The sequence below is a fragment of the Chelativorans sp. M5D2P16 genome, from assembly GCF_034427935.1.
Lineage (GTDB): Bacteria > Pseudomonadota > Alphaproteobacteria > Rhizobiales > Rhizobiaceae > Chelativorans.
Genome location: NZ_JAXQNM010000040.1, coordinates 7,501 through 25,962 on the forward strand (window position 1 = coordinate 7,501; position 18,462 = coordinate 25,962).

Sequence of the window (18,462 nt, forward strand, 5' to 3'; positions counted from 1 at the left end):
CGCCCAGCGAGCCGAGCCCCCAGAAGGTAAGGTCGCGCAGCTGCCGATCGTCCGCCATATAGACGAGAATGCCCGATAGCGCGCCCGACAGGGCCGCAAGCGCGATGCCGGCAAGCAGCATGGTGGCGATCGAGGTCCGGCCGTGCCGGGTGGCTACCTGGTAGAGCAGCAAGGTGGTCACCAATCCGCCGGCGAAGGCCGCCAGGGGCAAGGCATAGATGCCGAGGAGGGCCACGAAAGGGCCGAGCATTGTATTGCCGAGCACGATGACGGCGATGGCGCCCAGCCCTGCCCCCGCGGAGACGCCGACAATACCCGGATCGGCCAGCGGGTTTCGAAACAGGCCCTGCATCACGGCACCCGAAACGGCGAGCGCGGCGCCCACGAGAATGCCGAGGGCGATGCGCGGCAGGCGGATATCGTAGATGATCAAGCGGTCGCGCGCCGAAAGCAGCGTCTCCGCGTCCTTGCTGAACCAGCTTTGGAGAACGGAAAGCGCGGAAGCGTCGGACGCACCGGTGGCGATGCTCGCAGCGGCAACCGCAGCGAGCAGAAGCACGAGCAGTATCAGCGCGAGGCGCGCCCGTGCCGAGCGGTCACCTTCCGGAGCGCCGGCCATCCGCCGCGACAGGGCCAATTGCACCGGCATCGCGTCAGTTCGACGCTTGCGCGCCGTAGAGCGCGGCGGCCAGATCGCGAACCGCGCCGGCGGTGCGCGGACCGAAACCGAGCAGATAGCTGCCGTCCATGCGCACCACCGCGCCTTCCTGCCCGGCCGGTGTGGCGGCGATCGCCGGATTGGCGAACAGCTCGGCGTTCTCGACATCGAGGTCGCCGCCCCGTCTCATCATCAAGACGACGTCCGGCCGCGCCTCGGCCACCGCCTCGTCGGAAAGCTGCTTGTAGCCGGAGAAGGCATCGATCGCGTTGACGCCGCCGGCCATGCGGATGATGCCATGGGCGGCGGTTCCGGTGCCCGAGGCCATGATGCGCCCGCCCTGCATGCCGAGAATGAAGAGCACGCGCTTTCGATCGCGAACATCCTGGGTCAGTTGCTCGGCCGCGGCGATCTCCTTTGAAACGCGCGCGGCCAGTTCCGCCGCCTTTTCCTCCATGTCGAGTGCCGCGCCCACGAAGCGGATCTTGCGCAGGATGCCCCGGCGATCGTGGCCTTCGGGGACGACCACCATCGGAACGCTCGCCTTCGCCAGCACATCCATCGTTTCCGGCGGCCCGCTGCCCTCCAGGGCCAGGATGGCGCTCGGCGCGACGGACAGCACGCCTTCGGGCGCGAGTTGGCGCATATAGCCGATGTCGGGCAGTTCCTCGGCCTCGGGCGGAAAGGTGCTGGTGGAATCGCGCGCCACCAGACGCTCCCCTTCGCCGAGCGCATAGACGACCTCGGTCAGCGAGCCGCCGATGGCGACAAGCCGGGAGGAATCGGCGAAGGCGTCAGGCAGATCCTCCGCCGCCGCGGCGCCATGGGCAAACAGGATCATGGCCGCAGCGAGCCGAAGCAGGCGGCCTGCCTGGCGAGACCGGTCACGAAGCGACAATCGATGCCGGCAGCTGCCCGGGCGTTTCGTAAGGTTCCGAATGGTCATGCACACCGCCTTTCAACGGCGCCCGGCTTGGCGCGCTGTGAATTCCATATGATTTCTTGACACTAATATTCATATTAAATACGTAGCGCAATACTGGATGAAAATAGTCAATATTAACACGTCTCGGCAAGACGCCAGCACGCCGGCATTCAGGGCCAGCCAGCAAGAGCCGTAGGATCGGGGGTTTTTGCATGAAGGGGTCAGTGGCTCGACATCGGACGGCACTGGTTGCACAGGTGGCGCTCGTCGCGCTCGTCGCCGCCGGGGAAGCGGCAGCTCAGGAAGCCGCTGAGGACGCGGCGGCGCAGAATGCCGAACAGGAGGGCGCGACCGGCGCCGCCGTGCGGCAAGGCACGCTTCTCGATCGGATCACCGTCATAAGCCGCACCGGTGAGACGCCGATCGAATCGCTGGCTTCGGTGAGCCGCATCGATGAAGAACAGCTTGAAAGGCGCATGGCGACGACACCGGGCGACCTCCTGTTCGGCACACCGGGTATCAGCATCTATTCCGACGGGCGCCCGTCCGTCAGCAATGTGAACATTCGCGGGCTGCAGGATGCCGGCCGCGTCGCGGTGATCATCGACGGCGCACGCCAGAATTTTCACAGATCCGGCCACGAAGTGTCGCGGATGTTCTGGCTCGACCCCGCCCTCATCCAGGAGGTCAACGTCCAGCGCGGCCCAAGCGCCAACACCTTCGGCTCCGGCGCCATCGGCGGCGTCGTCTATTTCGACACGAAGGATCCGGACGATTTCCTGCGCGAAGAGGAAACCTACGCGCTCTCCACGACGGCACGCTATGAATCGAACGGCTCCGGCTGGACGACGAGCGCGACGGGCGCCTACCGCTTCACCGACAGCGCCGCCGTTCTCGGCAATATCGTCTGGCGTGACTATGGCGACTACGAGGACGGCGGCGGCAATACGGTCGAGAACTCCAGCTTCGACGTGCTGAGCGGCCATCTCAAGGGCACCTTCAAGCCCACGGAACTGAGTGAGTTGACGCTGGGCTGGACCGGCGCGCGGAACGAATGGTCCACCTCCTCCTCAACCGACAACGAACTGAAGGACAACACCTTCACGGGAGAGTTCATCGTCACCGACGAGGAGGAGAAATGGCTCAACCTCAACGTGAAGGCGGCGCTCAACAGGAGCGACCTGCGCGAAATCGAGGCCGGGGACGTCACCGAATACGATCTTCGCACATCCAGTTTCGACGTGTGGAACACCTCCTATTTCGATACCGGGCTCGTCCGGCACGAACTGACCGTGGGCGGAGACTGGGTCCATGACGACTTCACCTCCCATGCGCCTTCCGGCGGCGGCGATCTCTTCAATCCGTCGGGCAAGCGGACGGTCTGGGGCGCCTATGTACAGGACAGGCTCACCTATGACTGGCTGGAGGTGGTCGCCGGGCTCCGCTACGATTCCTTCGAAATGAAGGCGTCGGAGGAAAACACAGGCAGCCGGCTTTCGCCGCGCATCAGCGTCGGGGTCTCGCCCTTCGATCAGGGACCGCTCACCGGCTTGCAGGTCTACGGCTCCTATGCGGAAGGCTACCGCGCGCCGACGACCGCCGAAGCCTTCATCAGCGGCATGCATCCGGTCCCGCCGTTTCCATTCCTGCCCAATCCGGATCTGAAGCCTGAAACCGGAAAGACCTGGGAAGCCGGCATCAATTACGCCATCGACGATGTCGTGCAGCCCGGCGACTCGTTGAGGCTGAAGGCCGCCTACTTCCACAACGACGTGGACAATTACATCACAGAGGAATACGTCCCGGTCATTCCCGGCACGTCCTGTTCCTTCTCCGCCATCGGCGTGTGCGTGCAGTACCAGAACGCGCTGGCCGCCGAGATCCGGGGATTCGAGCTCGAGGCCTACTATGATGCAGGCCGCTACTTCGGCGGGCTCAGCATCTCGGCCATCGACGGGCACGAGATCGCCCAGGACGGAACACGTTCGGAACTTTCGACCATTCCGGCTACCAGCGTCACGGCCGATCTCGGCATGCGTTTCCTGGAGGAGCGGCTGACCATTGGCGGCGAGGTGCAGTATAACGATGCACCGAGGGGGGCGACGTTCGCGGACGATTACACGCTCGTCAATCTCTACGCCAATTACCAGGCGACGGAGAACCTGCGGGTCGATTTCCGCGTCGACAACCTCTTCGACGAGAAATACATCCTGCCGACCGCCGACGTGGCGGGCGGGTCCATCTATCAGCCCGGCGTGACCGTCAAGCTCGGCGCCACGCTTCGCTTCGGCGGCTGAGATGCTTCGTCCGGCTGTCATCACCGGCAGCCGGACCAAACTTGACCGCAGATGAACTTATCCATTCACCCGAACGCCACATCGAGGAACATCATGACGACGAGGCCGACGATCATGCCGGCCGTCGACTCCCGGGCGAAGCCGTTCCGGTGTGTCTCGGGAATGATCTCGTGGCTGATGACATAGATCATCGCCCCCGCGGCAAAGCTCAATCCCCACGGCAGGACGACATGGGAGAGACTGACGGCGTAGGCGCCGGCCAGTCCGGCAATCGGCTCCACCAGGCCCGTCAACCCAGCGATGGCGAACGCATGCGCCTTGGCATAGCCGCTGCCGCGCAGGGCGACAGCGACGGCAAGGCCTTCCGGCATGTTCTGCAGTCCGATGCCGAAGGCGAGTGTGGTGCCGGCGGCAATGTCGCCAACACCGAAACCGACGCCGACGGCGAGCCCCTCCGGCGCGTTATGGATCGTGATGGCGATGACGAACAGCCAGATGCGCGCCAGCGCCTCCGATCGCGGTCCGTGCAACCCTTGGGAAAAATGCTCGTGGGGAACCCATTCGTTGATGGCGGCGATGACGGCCGCGCCGAGCACGGTGCCGCCGACCGCGATCGCCGCCGCCAGCACGTCGCCCCCATGATTCGCGTGCCGTCTCGATGGCCGGCAGAAGCAGCGAAAAGAACGATGCCGACAGCATCACCCCCGCGGCAAAACCGAGCAGAACATCGTTGGCACGCCGGGTGACGGCCGTGCCGACCAGTACAGGCAGCGCGCCCACCCCGGTCATCAGGCCGGCAGCCAGGCTTGCGAGAAAACCTGCGGCAACCGGGTTCACGACTCTCTTCTTGCCTGCGCCACGAAACAACCTGCGACGAACCATCTTTGCACGGCGCGCATAGCGGTCCGCGCCGATTGAGATGGATCAATGCGGCGCTGCCGCACCCGTTCCTGCGATCGTGAAAACCGAAACGGGGCGCTTGCCCATTGGCAGCAAAGGACGGGAATGAAGACACCTGGCGCAGCGAATGCCGACCGGATCGGCCACAAGCGCGAGTGGGATGCGCATATGCGCTTTTGAGCATGCACGCGCACGGACGGGAACTAAGAACGTTCAGGCCCGAATCGCGCCGCATCCGGCGATCGGCAATCCCGTCTTCCCGCGCATCGTTATCGAGTGGATATCGGGCCGGCTGGCGCAGGTCCAAGAGGGCGTGAAGCGGAACAATCCATGGCGACAGGAGCCGCAAGCGTCGCGCATGTGTCCGGAACGGACCCAGGGTAGATGGTACGGTTGGGTGGATTCGAACCACCGACCTCAGGAGCCACAATCCTGCGCTCTAACCAACTGAGCTACAACCGCACGCGTGGTTCATCTGCCGCGTCATTACGGACAATTGCCGGCTTTTTCAAGAGGCTCGTTCAGAAAGGCTTCGCTCAATCGTGCAGCATTTTTCGGGCGGGCAAAAGAAAAGACCGGGGGGAGGAACCCGGTCTTCTCGTCACGGTGGCCGGCGGGAGGGAGGAGGATGCCGGTCCCGTGTGTTCTTGCGAACCGGCTCCATATAGGGCCGGTGGCGCGCTTATGCAGCGCGACCGTTCGCCTCAGGCGGAAACCTGGTTGAACGCCTTGTCGAAGGCGTCTTTCACGGGCTTCGACACCTGGGTGGCCGTCTTCTGCGAAAAGGTCTGGAAGTCCTTGGCCTGCTCGGTGGCGAGTTCCATCTGCTTGCGCAGATAGCCGGTCTGCAGCTCCATGACCTCGGTCAGGGACTTGGCCCCCATCAGCGCGTCGAACTGCGCCAGGTTCACCTCAGTGCCGGTACGCACAGCGGCGATCGACTTGCGCACCAGCTCATCGCCGGCATTGCGCGCGCTCTCGAAGGACGCCTCGAACGCCTTGCGCGTATCCTCGGCGCCGGAGCGCATCCGCTCGAAGGTCTCGCGGGTCTGCTCGGCGTTGCGCTCGGCGATCGTGCGGAACTGCTCCGCTGCCTTGGCAGCGTCGAAGGTGGGGAATTCGGTCGTTTCCTGCTTTTCAGTGGCCTTGGACATTGCTCAGCTCCTTGCTTTCTGCACCCTTAAAGGGATGGCAGCGTCACATTCATCTGGAAGCCAATATAGCATTTATTTTGTGCATTGCAACATTAATTTTGCAGTGCAGCAAAACAGGGATCCGGGTTAACCAAGCAGGCAGATTCAACCGCCGCGCACGGGGAGGGTTTGTGGACGTCGGCGAGGCGTGCTCTTATTAACAAGCGGTTAATCCTGCGAGTCCCCATGCGAAGGATGGGTCGGTCCCGATGGCGTCAGCGTATTCGTTCCTCGACATAGCGGTCCTCGACGAGGTGCGCGAGCGGTTTGCGGCGGGCGATGCCCTGGCGGTCCTAGCCGCCGATCTTCAGGAAATCCTGTGGGCGAACGGCACCGGCGCGACATGGCTCGGCTACCCGGACATTGCCGCGGCGATCGGCGACAGTCCGCGACTTCCCCCCGTAGCGCTCAGGCAGATCGCGGCAACGCCGGGTTTTCCGGATATCGGCCGCGACAGGCCGATGACACTCAGGATGACCGGGGGATTGAAGAGCCGCATCGTGACACTGCAGGCCAGCGCGATAACGCTGCCGCGCGGCGAGAAGGCGCTGCTGCTTGCCCTCCCCTCCCCCACCTCGGAGGAGGCGGATGTCGGCACGCGCATCGTCGCCGGTTTCGGCGAGCCCGGCCATTTCGCGGCATTGCTCGATGCCGGGGGGCGCGTAGCGGCCGCTTCCCAGGGGTTCGATTCGTTGGAAGTCGACCCCGAAACGCTGAAGGCGCTGGTGGACGAAGTACGCACGGAGGACGACCGGCTGGTCAAGAAGCGCATCGCCACGCGCCGCCTGCCTGCCGGGATCGCACGGCTGACCGATGATCCCGCCTTGCACCTTCTGGTCGTCGTCGACGACGGGTCCGCCGCCGCGCCGGCGCAGACCGATCCGACGCCCGTCGCCGTGGCTCAGCATACGGGACAGACGGGCGAAACGGAGACCGGGCAGAAAGAGCAAGAGGACGCGAACGACGGGGCACCACGGGATGAGAATTCCCCTGCGCCGGCCGCGCGCGAAAGGCCGACGGCGCGCACCGTGCGCTTCGCCTGGCGCACGGATCAGGACGGACGCTTTTCGGCACTGTCGGAGGAGTTCGCCGAGGCGATCGGCAAGCCGGCAGCGGACGTGATCGGCCGCAGCTTCCGAGAGGTGTCCACTGCTTTCGGGCTGGATTCCGACGGCGCGATCGGGCGGCTCCTGGAGCGGCGCGACACCTGGTCGGGGCGGACGGTGATGTGGCCGCTGTCCGGCACCGATCTGAAGGTGCCGGTCGACCTGGCGGCGCTGCCGGTCTACGGGCGCGGGCGCGTTTTCGAGGGCTTTCGCGGATTCGGGATCGCCCGGCTCGACGAAGCGCAGCACGACCCGGAGGCTATCGGTACCGTTCTGGTGGAAACGAAGGCGAGCCCGCAGGAGACGCAAGCCGGCCGGTCCGGCGGGGACGGCGTCCGGGAAGGCACAGCCGTGAACGATACGGCTCCAAATGACGGTGCCCGGTCGGCACCCGAGACTGATCCTTTCCTCGGCGAGACCCCGGCGATCAGTGTTTCGACCAGCCCGGAACGTCGCGCAACGGACAAGGTGATCCGCCTGGCCGAACACCGCGAGGTCGTGCGCGAAAACGGCCTGTCAGCGTCGGAACGCACCGCGTTTCGCGAAATCGGCGAACGGCTGCGGCGGGCCAGCGAGGCCATGGCAGCCCGGGCGGCGGAGGACGGGGCGCGGGAAGACGACGTGCAGGAGGCGCAAACCGTGACGCCGCCGGCAGCCGAGGTCACGCCGGAAACCACGCAGGAGGAACCGGCGCCAGACACCGGCGCCGAAGTGCCGCCTGCGGCGGCAACGGCGCTCGATGCACAGGCAGCGACCAGTCTACCACTCGCGGCTAACATGGTTCCCTCGGCCTTCTTCGAGCAGCGCCGGGACAGGCAAAAGGGCGTGGATCCGAGCCCGATCTTCAATCTGCCCCTGCCCGTTCTCATCCATTCGGGCGACCGGCTCCACTATGCCAACGGTGCGTTCTTGAAGCTGACCGGCTATGCCGATCTCGCCGCACTTGAAGCGGCCGGCGGACTGGGCACGCTGTTCGAGGAACCGCACACTGAAGAGGATGAGACGCCCCCTGCCCGTTCCCTGCGCCTGCGAACCGCACAGGGCAAGGAGGTGGCAGTCGAAGCGCATCTGCAATCGATCGACTGGGAGGGCGGTAAGGCGCTGATGCTGGCCATGCACACCGTGCCCGAGGCCGCGCCCCCATCGAGCGACGCCGCCCAGTCGGAGACACGCCTGTCGGAGATGCGCGCCATCATAGACACGGCGACCGACGGCGTTGCCGTCATCGACAATGACGGCACGATCCGCTCCATCAGCCGCCCGGCAGAAGCGCTTTTCGGCTTCGAGGCGGAGCATGTGATCGGCAAGCCCTTCGCCTCGCTCTTCGCTATCGAAAGCCAGCGCACCGTGCAGGACTACCTCACGGCGCTTTCGGACAACGGCGTGGCGAGCGTGCTCAATGACGGCCGCCAGGTGATCGGACGCGAGGCGCAGGGCCGCTTCATTCCGCTCTTCATCACCATCGGCCGCCTGCCCAACGCAAGCGGCTATTGCGCCGTGCTGCGCGACATCACGCACTGGAAACGCGTCGAGGAGGAGCTCACCCAGGCGCGTGCCGAGGCCGAGCGCGCCTCCGCGCAGAAAAGCGAGTTCCTCGCCCGCGTCAGCCACGAGATCCGTACGCCGCTGAACGCCATCATCGGCTTTTCCGAACTGATGATCGACGAGCGGTTCGGCCCGATCGGCAATGGCCGGTACAGGGACTATCTGCGCGACATCAAGCGTTCGGGCAATCACGTGCTCGATCTCGTCAACGACCTTCTGGATATTTCCAAGATCGAGGCCGGCCAGCAGGAGATGCAGTACGAGGCGGTCTCTCTCAACGAGTCGCTGGGGCAGGTCGTGGCGATGATGCAGCCGCAGGCCAACAGCGAGCGCGTCATTATCCGCTCCAGCTTCGCATCGCGGCTGCCGGACGTGGTGGCGGACGTGCGCAGCGTGCGGCAGATCGCCCTCAACCTGCTTTCCAATGCCGTGCGCTATACGGCCGCCGGGGGGCAGGTGATCGTCTCCACCGCCTATGATCCCGACGGATCGGTCGTGCTGCGCATCCGCGATACGGGCGTCGGCATGAGTTCGGCGGAGCTCGATGAGGCGCTCAAGCCCTTCAAGCAGATCAACACGCTGCGCCGCAAGCGCGGGGACGGCACCGGCCTCGGCCTGCCCCTCACGCGCGCCATGGTGGAGGCCAACCGGGCACAATTCTCCATCACCTCCACCCCCGGCGAGGGAACGTTGGTGGAAGTCACCTTCCCGTCCACGCGCGTGCTGGCCGAATAGGGCCGACACGGAAAGGCCCATCACGGATGGCAACGCCGCCTGCGGCTCCCCTTCGTGTCAAAGCCCCCTCGGAGGGCGGCGATGGCCGGCGAGGATACGGGCAGCGGCCGCACACGGCCAGCCGATCCTGCGGGTTCAAAACCTAAATGGCTGACATAACTTGACATCTTCAGTTTAGAATAATTCTAAACTACTGATTTCATTGCGCTTCCCTTGACCCCCTCTCGAATTTCCCTCATTAGAAGGTTTGCGGAACCGCTGTTCTCCGCGTGTTTTCAACCTCCCTGGGACCTTGCCTCCCATCGGTCAGGAGAAGTGATGATGTCCAACATTCAAGCAAAGCTGAAAGCGGGTTTGGCGGCCCTCGCGCTCACCGGTCCGTTCCTGTTGCCGCAGGCCGCGCAGGCCGAAGGAACGGTGAACATCTATTCGCAGCGCCAGCCCTTTCTCATCGAGCCGCTCCTCGACGCGTTCACCGAGGAAACCGGCATCGAGACGGAGGTCCTTTTTCTCAAGGACGGTTTGCCCGAGCGCATCGCCGCCGAAGGCGAGAATTCGCCCGCCGACTTGATCCTCACGGTCGACATCGGCCGTCTCGTGGGCGTCGTGGAGGAAGGCGTGACGCAGCCGATCGAAAGCGAAGCCATCAATGCCGGCATTCCCGAGCAGTATCGCGACCCGGAAGGTCACTGGTTCGGCGTCACGACACGTGGCCGGGTGATCTACGCCTCGAAGGACCGCGTCGAGCAGGACACAATCACCTATGAGGAACTGGCCGATCCCAAGTGGGAGGGCAAGATCTGCATGCGCAGCGGCCAGCACATGTACAATATCGCCCTCTTCGCCTCCATGATTGCCCATCACGGCGAAGCGGAAGCGGAAGAGTGGATGAACGGGCTGAAGGCCAACCTCGCGCGCAAGCCGAGCGGCAACGACCGTGGCCAGGCCCAGGCCATCTATGCCGGCGAGTGCGACCTTGGTCTCGGAAACACCTATTACGTCGGCAAGATGATGACCAACGACAAGGAGCCGGAGCAGAAGGAATGGGCCGACGCCATCAAGGTCCTCTTCCCGAACAACGACGCTCGCGGCACCCATGTGAACGTCTCCGGCATGGCGCTGGCCAAGCATGCTCCCAACAAGGAGAACGCGGTCAAGCTGATGGAATTCCTGGCCAGCCCCGAGGCACAGGCCATCTACGCCGAGGTGAACTTCGAATATCCCGTGCGCGAGGATGCCGAAGTCTCCGATCTCGTCGCGAACTGGGGGGAGATCCACCCGGATGACCTGCCGCTGGCCGAAATCGCCAAACATCGCAAGGCAGCCTCGGAGATGGTGGACCGGGTCGGCCTCGACGAAGGCCCGGAGAGCTAAGTCGCGCTCACCCCACGTTCAACAAGATGCAAAGCCGGGCCGGATCTGCCGGTCCGGCTTTTGCCTTTCTCCGGGCTCCCGATGAGCAGCTTCACCCTGAAGGCTCCCCTGCCCCCCAAGAGCACGCGCGCCGGGAAGACGCGCAGGCAACGCCACCCCCTGACCCTGGCGGCAACGGCTCTGGTCGCGACAGTCGTTCTTCTGCCTCTCTGCGCCACCATCCTCATCGCGCTCTCCGGCACGGGCGCCGACTGGCCGCACCTGGCGCGCTACGTTCTGCCGCAATCCGTGGCGACGACCCTTCATTTGCTCGTCATGGTGACAATGGCCACGGCCGTCGTCGGCGTGACATGCGCCTGGCTGGTGGTCGCCTACGATTTTCCCTTCCGCCGCACGCTTTCCTGGGCGCTGGTGCTGCCGCTTGCCGTTCCGCCCTATCTGGCGGCCTATGCCTATGCGGAGTTCTTCCACTATGTGGGGCCTGTTCAGTCGGCGCTGCGGGCCCTTTTCGGCTACACGCGGCCAAATGAGTACTGGTTCCCCGAAATCCGCACCGTCACGGGTGCGGCCATCGTCATCAGCGCGGTCACATTCCCCTACGTCTATCTCACCGCGCGCGTCGTCTTCATCATGCAGGGACGCAACGTCGCCGACGTGGCCCGCACGCTCGGCGCCGGGCCGGCCCGGGTGTTCTGGCGCGTGCTCCTGCCGGTGGCGCGCCCCGCCATCATCGCCGGGGTGGCGCTCGTGCTGATGGAGACGGTGAACGATTTCGGCGCGGTGCAGCATCTTGGTGTGGAAACGCTTACACTGGCGATCTATTCCACGTGGCTCAACCGCGGCAGCCTGGAAGGGGCGGCGCAGATCGCCGTCATCATGCTCTTCCTCGTATTCATGCTTTTGACGGGCGAGCAGATGGCGCGGCGCAAGCAGCGCTTCCATTCCGGGCGTGCGAGCCAGATGAAGGCGCGGCCGCCACGCCTGCGGCTTGCGGGATGGCGCGCCGGTGCGGCGTTCCTTGCCGGCCTTCTGCCTGTCCTTGCCGGCTTCGGCATTCCGCTCGCCGTCTTCGGACGTTTCGCGCTGAACCGCCTGGAACAGTTCGGCGAACCGGCCATGACGGAGGCGCTGGCGACAAGCGTCCTAACCGCCCTGGCGACCGCCATTCTCGCCATCGCCGCCGCCCTCCTGCTGCTTTATACGGCGCGGCTCGTGCGCACGCGCAAGATGGCGCTGCTGGTGCGCATTGCCACCATCGGCTACGCCATGCCCGGCACGATCCTGGCGCTCGGCCTGCTCGTCACGCTGGCCCGGTTCGACAATTTCATCGATGCGCTTGCGCGCGAATATGCGGGCTTTTCCACCGGGCTCTTGTTCACCGGATCGGCGACAGCGGTGGTGCTGGCCTGCGCCATCCGGTTCCTGGCCCTGGCGGAAGGCGCGATCCAGGCGGGAATCGAGAAGCTTCCGCCCAACCTGGACGAAGCGGCGCGCAGCCTCGGCCGCACGGCACCGGCAAGTGCGGCCACGGTGCTCCTGCCGCTGCTCAATCCGGCGATCCTCACCGCCGGCATTCTCGTCTTCGTGGATACGGTGAAAGAGCTTTCGGCGACGATCGTGCTGCGCCCCTTCGGCTTCAACACGCTCGCCACCTACGTCTACGAGAACGCCTCGCGCGGCGCCGTGGAAGACGGCGCCATGGCCGCGCTCTTGATCATCGTCGTGGCGATCGTGCCGGTGATCCTGCTTTCCGGCCCCTTGATGCGCGACCGGGACGCATAAAAAAAGCGCCCCGGTCGGGGCGCATGGAAGCAGAAAGGGGTGCTGTCAGAACGGGCTTGGCGGAATGTTCGGGGACCGCGCGGGAGCGACCGATCCGTCAAGTTGCCCCCGACTATCAGGGCCAATCCCTAACAGGACCTTACCGCACAGCACCGAATTTTAACCGAACGCCTAGCGCCCCGGATTCTCGGTAAATTCGGCGGCAGGCTTTTGTTAACCTTTCAGTTCGGGCAGATCCCGGAAGAAGTCCAGCGCCTCGGGATTGGCCAGCGCCTCCTTGTTCTTTACCTCCCGGCCGTGGACGACATCGCGCACGGCAAGCTCGGTGATCTTGCCGGACTTGGTGCGCGGGATGTCCGGCACCGCGACGATCTTCGCTGGCACATGGCGCGGGCTGGCGCCGGTCTTGATCTTGTCACGGATCTTCTTGCTCAGGGCGTCGTCGAGCGAGACGCCCTCGGCCAGTCGGACGAACAGCACCACGCGCACGTCGTCGTCCCATTCCTGGCCGATGCAGATCGATTCCAGGACTTCAGGCAACTGTTCCACCTGGTTGTAGATCTCCGCCGTGCCGATGCGCACGCCGCCGGGATTGAGGGTGGCGTCCGAGCGCCCGTGAATGACGATGCCGCCATGGGACGTCCACTCGGCGAAATCGCCATGGCACCAGACATTGTCGAAGCGGGCGAAATAGGCGGCGCGGTATTTCTCGCCCGTCGGATCGTTCCAGAAACCCACGGGCATCACCGGGAAAGGGCGGGTGCAGACGAGTTCGCCCTTGCCGCTCGGCAACGGTCGTCCTGCCTCGTCCCAGACATCGACCGCCATACCGAGACCGGGCGCCTGGATCTCGCCTTTCCAAACCGGAAGGGTCGGAACGCCCAGCACGAAGCACGAGACGATGTCCGTGCCGCCGGAGATGGAGGCCAGATGCACATCCTTCTTGATGGCGCGATACACGAACTCGAAATTCTCCGGCGCCAGCGGCGATCCGGTCGAAGCCATGGTCTTGAGCGATGCCAGATCGTGGGTTCGGGCGGGCTCCAGATCCGCCTTGCGCACGGCGTCGATGAACTTCGCGGAAGTGCCGAAATGAGTCATACGCTCGGCTTCGGCGAAATCGAAAAGCGCGTTGCCGTCAGGATGGAAGGGCGAGCCGTCGTAGAGCAGCAGCGTGGCGCCGGAGGCGAGACCGGAGGCCAGCCAATTCCACATCATCCAGCCGCAGGTGGTGAAATAGAAGAGGCGGTCGCCGTCCTCGACGCCGGCGTGTAGCCGATGCTCCTTCACGTGCTGGAGCAGCGCACCGCCGGCCGAGTGGACGATGCACTTCGGGATCCCGGTCGTGCCGGAGGAAAAGAGGATGTAAAGGGGATGCGCGAAGGGCAGGCGTTCGTATTCCGGTTCCCTCGGAGCAAAGGGCTCCAGCGCGTCCTCCAGCGCCTCGGCCCGGTCGATGCCACCCGCCGCCTGCCGGGCGGTGCCGAGGTAGTCGACTACCAAGACCTTGCGCACGCTGGGCAGCGCAGCGGTGATCTCCGCCGTCTTTTCCCCCACCGGGAAGGACTTGCCGTTGTACCAGTAACCGTCGGGCACGATGAAGATGACCGGCTCGATCTGGCCGAACCGGTCGAGCACGCCGCGCACGCCGAAATCGGGCGAGCAGGACGACCAGATGGCACCGATCGAGGCTGCCGCCAGCATCGCCGCCACGGTCTCGGGCATGTTCGGCATCATGGCGGCAACGCGGTCGCCGGGCTTCACGCCCTCGGCCCGGAAGAGCTGCTGCAGGCGCGAGACGAGATCGCGCAGCGCATCCCAGGACAGATGACGCTCGACCTTGTCCTCGCCGCGAAAGACGATCGCGTCACCCGTGCCGCCCTTGCGCAGCATGTTCTCGGTGTAGTTCAGCTTCGCATCGGGGAAGAACGCGGCGCCCGGCATCCTGTCGCCATCGCGCAGGACCTCCTCTCCCCGCTCGCCGATGATGCCGCAGAATTCCCAGACCAGCGACCAGAATGCTGCGCGTTCCTCCACTGACCAGCGATGCAGGGCTGCATAATCGCCAAGCACCCGGCCGGAAACCTGCGCTGCCGCCCGCGCGAACGCGGTAACCGGCGCGGCTTCAACCTTCTCGGCGGACGGTGTCCAAAGCGGCTCCTGTTGCTGCATCGTAATGCTCCTCCTGTATTGAGCGGTTTATGCCTGTGGAGAAATGGATGGGCAAGCGTGCTCGGCTTAACTCGGCCACAAAGGGTTGAAATAAAAGGCGTATGGTTTAAACCGCTTTCGCGGGCGGGCAGCGGGCCGAACCGGCCATCGGGCGAGGGACAATGCCGGTTTCTTTGGCAAGACGAAGCTTATGGGCCGTCGGCATCGTGGTGGTGCTGACGATCCTGACAGTGATCGCCCTTCCCCTGATCGCTTCCACGCAGATCGTACGCGACGGCATCGCCTATCAGCTTAGTGCATGGAGCGGCTACCGCGTGCGCCTGGAGGAGACACCGAACCTGCGCGTTTGGCCGACCTTTCAGGCCGTGCTCAACGATGTGAGTCTGTCGGAATGGGGCAACGGCGATCCGGTGCCGGTTCTCGAGGCGGAACGGGTGGAGGTGGACCTTTCGGCCCTGGCGGCCCTGCAGGGCGAAATCGTCTTTACGAAGATCCGGCTGATCCGTCCGGTCCTGCGCTTGCGCGGAAGGGCGGAGCATCCCAACTTGCCTCCCCCGCAGAACTGGGGACGGATGGCGCGCTCCATCGCCTCGGCACGCGATATCGTTTCCGCTGCGCCCACCGACCCGAACACAGACGCCTTGCCGACCGACAGCTTTGGCGAGATCGAGTTCGACGATGCACGCATCATCAGGAGGACAGGCGACCGACACGTGGATATCGTCACCAGCCTGACCGGCGAATTCGAATGGCCGGCACTAAACCGGCAAGCCAGGTTATCGGCTAACGGCATCTGGAGGGGCGAGACCGTCAATCTGGAAGTCACCAGTGAGCAGCCGCTCCTCCTTCTGGGAGGCGGCAGCACCCCTGTGCGCCTGTCCCTGCAGGCACCGCCGGCAAACGCTTCCTTCCAAGGTGCGGTGAACCTGTCGGGGGACAACTACTTCGACGGGCGACTGACGTTCTCAGCTCCCTCCCTCAACCGTCTGGCGGAATGGACACATGGCACGTTTTTGCCAGGCGACAGCATCGGCCCTGTGTCGGTCGATGCGCGTGTCACCGGCGGAATGCGCCGGCTGCAGTTGAGCGAGACAACGCTGGGCTTGGGCAGCAGCACGGGCAAAGGTCTGCTGGAAGTGGGCCTGGGAACAAGCAGCCGGCCGAGCATCGCCGGAACGCTCGCCTTCGACACGCTCGACATGCGTGCCCTGGCGAATGCCTTCAGCCCTTTGGCGCCCGAGCCTTCGCCAATACCACCCGCCACCCCGCCAATGGCCGCCAGCGGCTACGACTTCGACCTGCGGCTTTCGGCCGTGAACGCCCCTTTCGGTTCCGCGGCGCTGACCAACCTCGCGGCAACCGTCAAGGTGAAGGACGGCTTGTCGAGCTTCGACATCTCCGATGCGACCGCCTTCGGCGGCACGATCCAGCTCGGGCTCAGGGCCGACCGCAGCGGCCCGAAGCAGCTGGTGGAGTTGCGCATGGCGGGCGAGAACATCGATACGGGCAAGCTATTCGCCACGCTAGGCATGCAAAAGCTGGTGCCGCAGGCACGCAGCACCTTCTCCACCGTCCTGAAGGCGGCCGGCAGCAGTGGTGCCGAGTTGGCGAACTCGCTTGGCGGCAGCTTCTCGGCCACGATCGGCGCCGGCAACGTGCCGGGCCTCAGCGTCGAAGGATTGCTTGAGCGCAGCATAGAAGGCGATTTCTTCCCGCTCGAAGCACTGCAGGATGGAACGCTGGCGATCAACAGCGCCGAAATGAAGGCGAGCATCGCGAACGGCGTTGCAGAGATCGAGAAGGCGGAAGCGCTTTCCGGACAGCACCGCATCTCGGTCAACGGTCTCGTGCCGCTGGCCGGTCGCAGTCTCGCCCTTTACGGCACGGTACGTGCCGCCGACGGCGCCCCTTCATCGACCGAGCCGGCCAATCCCCTGACGTTCTTCGTCGGCGGCTCGTGGGATGCGCCTTTCATCGCCTCCTTTCTGCCGCCCGCCACGGGGTCGGACGCGCGATAGCTTGCGGACACGCGACAAGGGAAACGAGGTCAGGCCAACTTTTCCGCGCGTCGCTTCAACACGTCCCGCCGCTTGTTGGCGAGCGAGGCGATCACCACCCCGATCGTGACGATCCCGACGAGGACCGTGCTGACGGCGTTGATCTCCGGCGTGACGCCGAGGCGGACCTGGCTGTAGATCTTCATCGGCAACGTGGTCGCGCCCGGACCCGAAGTGAAGCTGGCGATCACCAGATCGTCGAGCGAGAGGGTGAAGGCCAGCATCCAGCCGGCGATCACGGCCGGAAAGATGACCGGCAAGGTCACCTGGAAGAACGCCTTGACCGGTGTCGCGCCGAGATCGAGGGCCGCCTCTTCCAGCGACTGGTCGAACGACAGGAGGCGCGATTGCACCACGACGGCCACGAAGCACATTGAAAAGGTGATGTGGGCGATCGTCACGGTTGCAAAGCCACGATCGAAATTGACGGCCACGAAGAGCAGCAGCAGCGAAAGCCCGGTGATCACTTCGGGCATGACCAGCGGCGCGAACACCATGCCGGAAAAGAGCAGCCGGCCGCGAAAGCGCGTGTATCGGGTCAATGCCACGGCCGCCATGGTGCCGAGCACGGTCGCCACGCTTGCCGAGAGGAGCGCCACGCGCGCCGTCACCCAGGCGGCATCCATGAGCCCGCGGTTGCTGAGCATCGCCGCATACCATTTGGTGGAAAAGCCGGCCCAGACGGTCACCAGCTGCGATTCGTTGAACGAATAGATGATCAGCAGGACGATGGGCAAATAGAGGAAGGCGAAGCCCAGAACGATGGCGGTGATGTTGAAACGTCCCCAGGTGCCGGCCATCGTCGCTAGCCCTCCTCCCGCGCGCGTGCCTGGGCGCGCTGGAAATAGACGATCGGCAGGACGAGGATGAGCAGCAGGACGATGGCAACGGCCGAGGAGACCGGCCAGTCACGGTTGGAGAAGAACTCGTTCCACAGCGTCTTGCCGATCATCAGTGTCCGCGGACCGCCCAGAAGATCGGGAATCACGAACTCGCCGACCGCCGGAATGAAGACGAGCATGCATCCGGCGACGATGCCGGCGCGCGAAAGCGGAAAGGTGATCTTCCAGAAGGCAGAGAGCGGTGTGCAGCCGAGGTCCTCGGCCGCCTCGATCAGCGAATAATCCATCTTTTCCAGAGAGGCGTAGAGCGGCAGCACCATGAAGGGCAGATAGGAATAGACGATGCCGATATAGATCGCGGTCGTCGTGTTGAGGATGATGAGCGGCTCGTCGATGACCCCGAGAAAGAGAAGGAACTGGTTGAGCAGGCCTTCCGGCTTGAGAATGCCGATCCAGGCATAGACGCGGATCAAAAAGCTGGTCCAGAAGGGCAGGATCACCAGCATCAGGAGAACGGGGCGCAGATTCTCCGGCGCGCGCGCCATCCCGTAGGCGAGCGGGTAACCCACCAGCAGCGTCAGAAAGGTGGAAACGCCGGCGATGAAGAGGCTGGAAAGATAGGCGTTCACATAAAGCGGATCACCGGCCAGCCAGAGATAGTTTTCAAGCGAAAGCGCGCGCAGGTTCTCCAGGAAACCGGAGACGCCGCCCTCAAGGTCGAAGACCGGCAGATAGGGCGGCATCGCAATGGCGGTCTGCGACAGCGATATCTTGAAGACGATGAAGAAGGGGACGAGGAAGAAAACGAAGAGCCATAGATAGGGCACCGCGATGACGAGACGGCTGCCGATGGAGGAGAGGAGCCGTCTCATCGCG

12 protein-coding genes and 1 tRNA gene (1 of these 13 only partly in view) are annotated in these 18,462 nt (G+C 64.6%); 5 read left to right on the top strand and 8 right to left on the bottom strand.

The window, feature by feature from the left end; all coding sequences use genetic code 11:
- Positions 1–649 carry the 5' portion of an iron ABC transporter permease gene (locus SIN08_RS20355; protein WP_322453443.1) on the bottom strand. It extends 443 nt beyond the left edge of the window, so the window shows 649 of its 1,092 coding nt (coding positions 1–649); its start codon is at positions 647–649; its stop codon lies off the left edge, out of view.
- 4 nt (positions 650–653) lie between these two features.
- Positions 654–1,604, bottom strand: coding sequence for a heme/hemin ABC transporter substrate-binding protein (locus tag SIN08_RS20360; RefSeq protein WP_416208108.1), 951 nt, complete (start codon positions 1,602–1,604; stop codon positions 654–656).
- Positions 1,605–1,795: 191 nt separating this feature from the next.
- Here SIN08_RS20360 and SIN08_RS20365 point away from each other — a divergent pair, with 191 nt between their 5' ends.
- Complete coding sequence (locus SIN08_RS20365) at positions 1,796–3,880, top strand: TonB-dependent receptor domain-containing protein (protein ID WP_322453444.1); 2,085 nt, start codon at positions 1,796–1,798, stop codon at positions 3,878–3,880.
- Positions 3,881–3,945: 65 nt separating this feature from the next.
- Here SIN08_RS20365 and SIN08_RS20370 read toward each other — a convergent pair whose 3' ends face one another.
- The 3 genes from SIN08_RS20370 to SIN08_RS20380 form a co-directional block, all read right to left on the bottom strand.
- Positions 3,946–4,509, bottom strand: a complete 564-nt coding sequence (locus SIN08_RS20370; protein ID WP_322453445.1) for a ZIP family metal transporter — start codon at positions 4,507–4,509, stop codon at positions 3,946–3,948.
- Positions 4,510–5,165: 656 nt separating this feature from the next.
- Positions 5,166–5,242 (bottom strand) — tRNA-His (locus SIN08_RS20375).
- Between the two features lie 242 nt (positions 5,243–5,484).
- Positions 5,485–5,934, bottom strand: coding sequence for a phasin (locus SIN08_RS20380; RefSeq protein WP_322453446.1), 450 nt, complete (start codon positions 5,932–5,934; stop codon positions 5,485–5,487).
- Positions 5,935–6,182: 248 nt separating this feature from the next.
- On the opposite strand from SIN08_RS20380, the gene SIN08_RS20385 reads away from it, so the two are divergent.
- The 3 genes from SIN08_RS20385 (at position 6,183) to SIN08_RS20395 (ending at position 12,515) form a co-directional block, all read left to right on the top strand.
- On the top strand, positions 6,183–9,359 hold the full coding sequence (locus tag SIN08_RS20385) for a PAS domain-containing sensor histidine kinase (protein ID WP_322453447.1): 3,177 nt from the start codon (positions 6,183–6,185) through the stop codon (positions 9,357–9,359).
- Between the two features lie 318 nt (positions 9,360–9,677).
- Positions 9,678–10,733: a Fe(3+) ABC transporter substrate-binding protein gene (locus SIN08_RS20390; protein ID WP_322453448.1), complete on the top strand. Its 1,056-nt coding sequence runs from the start codon at positions 9,678–9,680 to the stop codon at positions 10,731–10,733.
- An 81-nt stretch (positions 10,734–10,814) separates the two neighbouring features.
- Entirely contained in the window at positions 10,815–12,515 is a 1,701-nt protein-coding gene (locus tag SIN08_RS20395) for an iron ABC transporter permease (protein ID WP_322453449.1), read from the top strand.
- Between the two features lie 213 nt (positions 12,516–12,728).
- Here SIN08_RS20395 and SIN08_RS20400 read toward each other — a convergent pair whose 3' ends face one another.
- A complete protein-coding gene (locus SIN08_RS20400) occupies positions 12,729–14,687 on the bottom strand; it encodes an acetoacetate--CoA ligase (protein WP_322453450.1) in 1,959 nt (652 codons plus the stop codon).
- Between the two features lie 161 nt (positions 14,688–14,848).
- Between SIN08_RS20400 and SIN08_RS20405 the strand changes: the two genes are divergently transcribed.
- A complete protein-coding gene (locus SIN08_RS20405) occupies positions 14,849–16,705 on the top strand; it encodes an AsmA-like C-terminal region-containing protein (RefSeq protein WP_322453451.1) in 1,857 nt (618 codons plus the stop codon).
- A 29-nt stretch (positions 16,706–16,734) separates the two neighbouring features.
- Here the strand turns inward: SIN08_RS20405 and SIN08_RS20410 are convergent, their stop codons facing one another.
- The gene (locus SIN08_RS20410; RefSeq protein ID WP_322453452.1) at positions 16,735–17,544 is read right to left on the bottom strand and encodes an ABC transporter permease; all 810 of its coding nucleotides are present in this window, start codon (positions 17,542–17,544) and stop codon (positions 16,735–16,737) included.
- Positions 17,545–17,549: 5 nt separating this feature from the next.
- On the bottom strand, positions 17,550–18,458 hold the full coding sequence (locus SIN08_RS20415) for an ABC transporter permease subunit (protein ID WP_322453453.1): 909 nt from the start codon (positions 18,456–18,458) through the stop codon (positions 17,550–17,552).
- Positions 18,459–18,462 lie beyond the last annotated feature (4 nt).

Coding starts and splice junctions, on each gene's coding strand:
- SIN08_RS20400 (WP_322453450.1), bottom strand. CDS start 14,687: ATGCAGCAACAGGAGCCGCTTTGGACACCGTCCGCCGAGAAGGTTGAA.
- SIN08_RS20395 (WP_322453449.1), top strand. CDS start 10,815: ATGAGCAGCTTCACCCTGAAGGCTCCCCTGCCCCCCAAGAGCACGCGC.
- SIN08_RS20380 (WP_322453446.1), bottom strand. CDS start 5,934: ATGTCCAAGGCCACTGAAAAGCAGGAAACGACCGAATTCCCCACCTTC.
- SIN08_RS20365 (WP_322453444.1), top strand. CDS start 1,796: ATGAAGGGGTCAGTGGCTCGACATCGGACGGCACTGGTTGCACAGGTG.
- SIN08_RS20390 (WP_322453448.1), top strand. CDS start 9,678: ATGATGTCCAACATTCAAGCAAAGCTGAAAGCGGGTTTGGCGGCCCTC.
- SIN08_RS20415 (WP_322453453.1), bottom strand. CDS start 18,458: ATGAGACGGCTCCTCTCCTCCATCGGCAGCCGTCTCGTCATCGCGGTG.
- SIN08_RS20360 (WP_416208108.1), bottom strand. CDS start 1,604: ATGACCATTCGGAACCTTACGAAACGCCCGGGCAGCTGCCGGCATCGA.
- SIN08_RS20410 (WP_322453452.1), bottom strand. CDS start 17,544: ATGGCCGGCACCTGGGGACGTTTCAACATCACCGCCATCGTTCTGGGC.
- SIN08_RS20385 (WP_322453447.1), top strand. CDS start 6,183: ATGGCGTCAGCGTATTCGTTCCTCGACATAGCGGTCCTCGACGAGGTG.
- SIN08_RS20405 (WP_322453451.1), top strand. CDS start 14,849: ATGCCGGTTTCTTTGGCAAGACGAAGCTTATGGGCCGTCGGCATCGTG.